This window comes from Prevotella sp. 885 (assembly GCF_002265625.1).
Taxonomy (GTDB): Bacteria; Bacteroidota; Bacteroidia; order Bacteroidales; family Bacteroidaceae; genus Prevotella.
Genome location: NZ_NOVE01000025.1, coordinates 36,630 through 42,703, shown reverse-complemented (window position 1 = coordinate 42,703; position 6,074 = coordinate 36,630). Strand labels below are relative to the sequence as shown.

3 protein-coding genes and 1 tRNA gene are annotated in these 6,074 nt (G+C 49.1%); 2 read left to right on the top strand and 2 right to left on the bottom strand.

Annotation, left to right across the window (positions count from 1 at the left end; all coding sequences use genetic code 11):
* The first annotated feature begins 497 nt into the window (after positions 1-497).
* Positions 498-2,243, top strand: coding sequence for an alpha-amylase family glycosyl hydrolase (locus CHL74_RS08825; RefSeq protein ID WP_094880800.1), 1,746 nt, complete (start codon positions 498-500; stop codon positions 2,241-2,243).
* 290 nt (positions 2,244-2,533) lie between these two features.
* On the opposite strand, the gene CHL74_RS08820 is transcribed toward CHL74_RS08825, so the two are convergent.
* Positions 2,534-2,618: transfer RNA gene (locus CHL74_RS08820), tRNA-Ser, on the bottom strand.
* Positions 2,619-2,840: 222 nt separating this feature from the next.
* Between CHL74_RS08820 and CHL74_RS08815 the strand changes: the two genes are divergently transcribed.
* Positions 2,841-5,360, top strand: coding sequence for an endonuclease MutS2 (locus CHL74_RS08815; protein ID WP_094880799.1), 2,520 nt, complete (start codon positions 2,841-2,843; stop codon positions 5,358-5,360).
* A gap of 36 nt (positions 5,361-5,396) precedes the next feature.
* On the opposite strand, the gene CHL74_RS08810 is transcribed toward CHL74_RS08815, so the two are convergent.
* Positions 5,397-6,029: an HD domain-containing protein gene (locus CHL74_RS08810; protein ID WP_094880798.1), complete on the bottom strand. Its 633-nt coding sequence runs from the start codon at positions 6,027-6,029 to the stop codon at positions 5,397-5,399.
* Positions 6,030-6,074: the final 45 nt, after the last annotated feature.

Below are 6,074 nucleotides of genomic sequence, written 5' to 3'. Positions count from 1 at the left end.
TATGTAAAGCGTTTCAGTAACACTTTTCCTGCATTGTAAAGTTATTCAGTAAAGGAACAAAATGAGAGTGAAGTAAATTAGTAAAACAACAAGAAAAGTGTAAAGTAAAATCAGTTAAAGTCAAAAGAGCCGTTTTTCGCTGCAATAGCGCCACTTTTACACTACAATAGTGCCACTTTTATCATGCAATAGCGCCACTTTTACACTCTAATAGTGGCACTATTGGACTGTAAAAGGGGCGCTATTGTTAAGCTTGGGTGCTGTTTGCACAGCAAAACACCATAAAAACAGCTTTTTGATTCTCTAGAATTGATTTTTATTTTGTAACATATTTTTACTCTTTGTACGATATTTGCATGGTGGACAAGAAGACTGTGATCAGCAAGTCTGTCTTGAAGTTGAACTCTGTTGCAGGTGGCGGATTTGCAATTAGCATTCTTGCACAATAAAATGCAGAATCTTGAGTTATTATGAAAGAATGTTTTTTTGAATAAACAATGTCGCTTATGAAAAGAATAAATAAATTGCTGTTGGTTGCTGCATTGGCGGCAACCACACTTTCTGTTCAGGCAGAACAGAAGAAGGGACCGGCTTGGTTGAGTGATGCACTTTTCTATCAGATTTATCCATCTTCCTATATGGATACTGATGGCAATGGTATTGGCGATCTGCCGGGTATCAATTCCAAGTTGGATTACATCAAGTCTCTGGGGGTGAACGCCCTCTGGCTCAATCCAATCTTTGAGTCGGGATGGTTTGATGGTGGCTATGATGTCATCGATTTCTACAAGGTGGATCCTCGATTCGGTACCAATACCGATTTGGTTACATTGGTCAATGAGGCCCATAAGCGGGGCATAAAGGTTTGTCTCGACCTGGTGGCAGGACATTCCAGCACCAAGTGTGCCTGGTTTAAGGAGTCTTCCGAGAAAGATCCTAACCAGCGTTACAGTGATTATTATATCTGGATGAATGATATCCCTGAGAGTGAGAAGAAAGAAATAGAAGCCCGTCATCAGGAAGCAAGTCCGGAGTCGAGTACCCGAGGAAGATATGTGGAGGCTAATGCTCCTCGTGCCAAGTATTATGAGAAGAATTTCTTCGAGTGCCAGCCTGCCTTGAACTATGGTTTTGCTCATCCAGATCCAAATCATCCTTGGGAGCAGGGCGTAGATGCTCCAGGACCACAGGCTGTCCGCAGGGAGATACGTAACATCATGGCTTTTTGGTTTGATAAGGGTGTGGATGGCTTTCGTGTAGATATGGCGTCATCGCTTGTCAAGAACGACCCTGACAAGAAGGAGGTTTCCAAGCTTTGGAATGAGATGCGTGCCTGGAAGGATAAGTATTATCCAGAGACCGTATTGATTTCAGAGTGGGCTGATCCGCAGCAAGCCATTCCTGCCGGCTTCAACATCGATTTCTACATCCATTTCGGTCTCAAGGGCTATGCCTCTCTGTTCTTCGACCGCAAGACTCCATGGGGCAAGTGGGAGCAGAGTTACCAGAACTGCTATTTCGACAAGCAGGGCAAGGGTTCGCTTAAGGAATTTAGCGAGAACTATACCAAGGCATACAATGCCACCAAGAATCTCGGCTACATCGCTGTTCCATCTGCCAACCACGATTACCAGCGCCCTAACATCGGTACCCGCAATACGCCAGACCAGTTGAAGGTGGCGATGACCTTCTTCCTCACCATGCCTGGTATTCCGTTTATCTATTATGGTGATGAGATTGGTATGAAGTATCAGATGAATCTCCCTAACAAGGAGGGTAGCAATGAGCGTTCGGGTACCCGTACTCCGATGCAGTGGACCAAGGGTAAGAATGCCGGATTCTCTACGAGTGCACCTGATAAGCTCTACTTCCCCGTAGATACGGAAAACGGAAAGTTGACCGTTGAGGCTCAGCAGGGTGATCAGAATTCTCTGTTGTCATATACCCGTAAGCTGACCGCTTTGCGTCATTCTGCAAAGGCTCTTGACAATGAGGGTGATTGGAAGCTTCTGAACCAGAAGGGGCAGGAATATCCGATGGTATATGAGCGTACTTTGGGCGAGGAGGAGTATGTTGTTGTCGTGAATCCTGGTGCCAAGGCAGCCTCTCTCAATATCAGCTCCGTTGGTGGTAAGGCTGTTTCTGTTCTTTCCACAGGAAAGGTTGTGTATAAATCAGGAAAAAAGACTGATGTGATTAAAGCTTCTGGCATAAGTGCCGCCATATTCAAGGTGGAAAGATAGAGCTCTATCTTCTATGGGAGTGCCTTCTCCCGCCATCGCCTAGAACAAACAGAACAGGAAGCCTCAAAAGAAGCTGAAGAAGGGAGTATCACTGCTGTTCTGCTGTTGGTGGTAATTTTATAAAAACAGAAATGCGTCCGTATTGTGCGGGCGCATTTTTGTTTTACGGTCACGAATCAGATGCATTCCGACGGCCGGTTTTTACTTGGTATGAACTTTCAAAAATCAATGCTCATGCCGAGTATACTACAAAAAAAAGTCCTGCAAGTCTTTCGACTTACAGGACTTTGCGGAGAGAGAGGGATTCGAACCCCCGGTACCTCTCAGTACGCCGGTTTTCAAGACCGGTGCATTCGACCACTCTGCCATCTCTCCAATAGTTTGGATTGCATCGCAGCCGCACTTAGCATTGTGACTTTTCGTTTCACTTTTGCGGGTGCAAAGGTAGTGATTAATGTTGGTTTCGCCAAACTTTTCATAAAGAAATTTCACAAAAAAGTCAAAAAAAGTGGTTCATCCCTATATATATAAGGTATACAGCGAAAAAAGAGAAGCGTGCAGTCGGCATTTGTGCGATACTTTCAGTAACTTTGCAGCATGATTTATCCAAGCAATTTCGAAAACAAAATACAATTCGGTGAGATTCGCTCACTGCTGAAGGGCTATTGCCTCAGCCAACTGGGCAAGGACAAGGTGGACACAATGACGTTCACCGCCGACTGTGGACGCATCAACACTATGCTGAGACAGACACGCGAGTTCAGACGTATGCAGGAGGAGACTGATGATTTCCCCTTGCAGTTCTTCTTCGACATGCGTGCTTCCATAAAGCGCATCCGCATCGAAGGAACTCACCTCGAGGAGAACGAGATATATGACCTGCGTCGTTCGCTGGAGACAGTAGCAGGAATAGTGAAATTCCTCAACCGCAGCGACGAGGACGGCAACTATGACTACCCCACCCTGCACGAACTCACGGAGAACGTGCTCACTTTCCCTGACCTCATACGCCGCATCGACCAGATTCTGGACAAGTATGGCAAGATGAAGGATACGGCTTCGCCACGCCTGGCGGAGATTCGTACGCAACTGAGAAAGGCGGAGGGCAGCGTGTCGAAAACGCTTTACAGCATCCTGCACGCAGCTCAGAGCGAGGGTCTCGTCGACAAGGACGTGACGCCGACCATCCGCGACGGACGTCTCGTGGTGCCTATTGCTCCTGCAATGAAGCGCCGTATAAAGGGTATTGTGCATGACGAGTCGTCTACGGGTAAGACGGTGTTCGTGGAACCTACCGAGGTGGTGGAAGCGAACAACCGCATACGTGAACTTGAAGCTGACGAGCGCCGTGAGATTATAGTGATTCTGACGGAGTTTACCAAGCTGGTACGTCCGCACGTGGAGGACATCATATATGCTTATCTGATGCTTGCAGAGGTGGACTTCATCCGCTCTCGTGCCGAATTTGCCAACCTTACCAACGCCATCGAGCCGGAAGTGGACAAGAAGCCTGTGGTGGACTGGATTACGGCACGCCATCCGCTCCTGTGGCTGGCTCTGAAAAAGCAGGACAAGCCCACCATTCCTCTCGACATAACACTGACCCGCGACCGTCACATCCTCATCATCTCCGGTCCTAATGCCGGAGGTAAATCGGTGTGTCTGAAGACGGTTGGTCTGCTGCAGTATATGCTGCAGTGCGGTCTGTCCGTACCTATGAGTGAGCGTTCGAAGGTGGGAGTATTTGCCGACATCATGATTGACATCGGTGACGAGCAGAGCATTGAGAACGATCTCTCCACATACTCTTCTCACCTCCTGAACATGAAGAATATGATGAAGCAGGCAGGCGACCGAACCCTGCTGCTCATCGACGAGTTTGGTACGGGTACGGAGCCACAGATTGGCGGCGCTATGGCAGAGGCTGTGCTCAATCAGTTTGTGAAACGCATGGCGTGGGGCGTCATCACCACTCACTATCAGAACCTCAAGCATTACGCCGACTCGCACGACGGCATCGCCAACGGTGCCATGCTCTACGACAGGCACGAGATGCGTCCGCTCTTCCAGCTTGCCATCGGACAACCGGGTTCGTCGTTCGCCATCGAGATAGCCCGCAAGACGGGCATTCCTGAAGAGGTGATAAAGGAGGCAAGCGAAATCGTTGGTTCTGACTATATCCAGAGCGACAAATACCTTCAGGACATAGTTCGCGACAAGCGATATTGGGAAAACAAGCGCCAGAACGTGCATCAGCGCGAGAAGGACCTGGAGAAAACCATTGCCAAGTACGAGGAAGAGATAAAGGAACTGGCACAGAAGCGTAAGGAAATTCTGCGTCAGGCTAAGGAACAGGCTCAGGAACTCCTGAAAGAGAGTAACCGTAACATCGAAAATACCATTCGCGAAATACGTGAATGTCAGGCGGAGAAGGAGGAGACGAAGCGTCTGCGTGAGGAACTTAACGCCTTTAAGGAAGACGTAAACGAAATAGACACTAAGTCAGCCGATGACCTTATAGAGAAGAAGATGCGCCAGATAATGGAGCGCAAGGAACGTCGCGAAAAGCGCAAGAAGGAGAAAAAGGAGAATGCGGGCAAGCCGACAACTATCGGCACAAAGCTGCCCCAGCCCACTTCCGCTTCCGAACAACAGACCTTCTCAGTCGGCGACACGGTGCGCATGCGTGGTCTGACCACAGTGGGAACCATCGAAAGTCTGCAAGGCAAGGAGGCTACGGTGGTGTTCGGCGACGTACGCACAAAGGTGAAGGCGTCACGACTGGAGCATACAACGAAGAAACCGGAGTCGACACAGCCTGCTACCTTCGCCATCAGTCGCGAGACACGACAGACCATCGACTCGCACAAGCTCAACTTCCATCAGGATCTTGACGTGCGTGGAATGCGTGGCGACGAGGCGCTTAACGCCGTACAGCACTTCATTGACGATGCCATCCTCGTGGGAATGCCGCGTGTGCGCATCCTACACGGCAAGGGCAACGGCATCCTGCGCCAGCTAATCCGCCAATATCTGCAGTCTGTCCCCAACGTGACAGCATGTAAGGACGAGCACGTACAGTTTGGCGGTGCCGGCATCACAGTAGTTGACTTCTAATTATTCAACAAGAATCAAAGGAGCTAAAGAGGACCTTTACAATTCGTCAAGGTCCTCTCCTTTTCTTTCCAATATGGAAGCGGCAAGCGAGTCTGCCACCTGAATGATGGACACGAGAGGATAAAGCTTGCGTGACGTGTCGTAGCAACGCTCGTCCTCGTAGCTGCTCATATTCAGACCGAAGGCTCCCATGTGCCAACGGATGGCAAGCATCTCGTCATCGTAGAGGTCGAGTCCGCTGCAGAGAAGGAGAATGACCGACTTCTCGCCGTGTCCCATCGGGAATTTCTTATACGTTATCTTATATCCCTCCGAGTCTTCCCATGTTCCGATGCGTGTCTTGCGACGCTTCACGGTACGCTCATAGATGTCGCTCTTGCAGACATCATGGAGAAGACTGGCAAGGATGACGCTCTCACGCTTCACCTCATTGGCGAGCGTCGGCTCAAGAGCCTTCATGCTTTCATACACTGCCAACGCAGCCTTGCAGGTGTTGAGAGAATGGAGCACAAGTCCACCAGCGGTGTTGAGATGATGACCAGCCGATGCCGGAGCCTCATAAAATCCTAAGTTCTCAAGGTCAGAGATGACATCCTCCACGCCTTCACGCTCTGTGGAACGCAGCAGAGAGTCGAACTCTTCACGGTTTTGTTTTAAATCTATTTCCATCGTTTTTTGGTTTTTATCAATGAAAAAGACGAGTAGTCAGGTTGT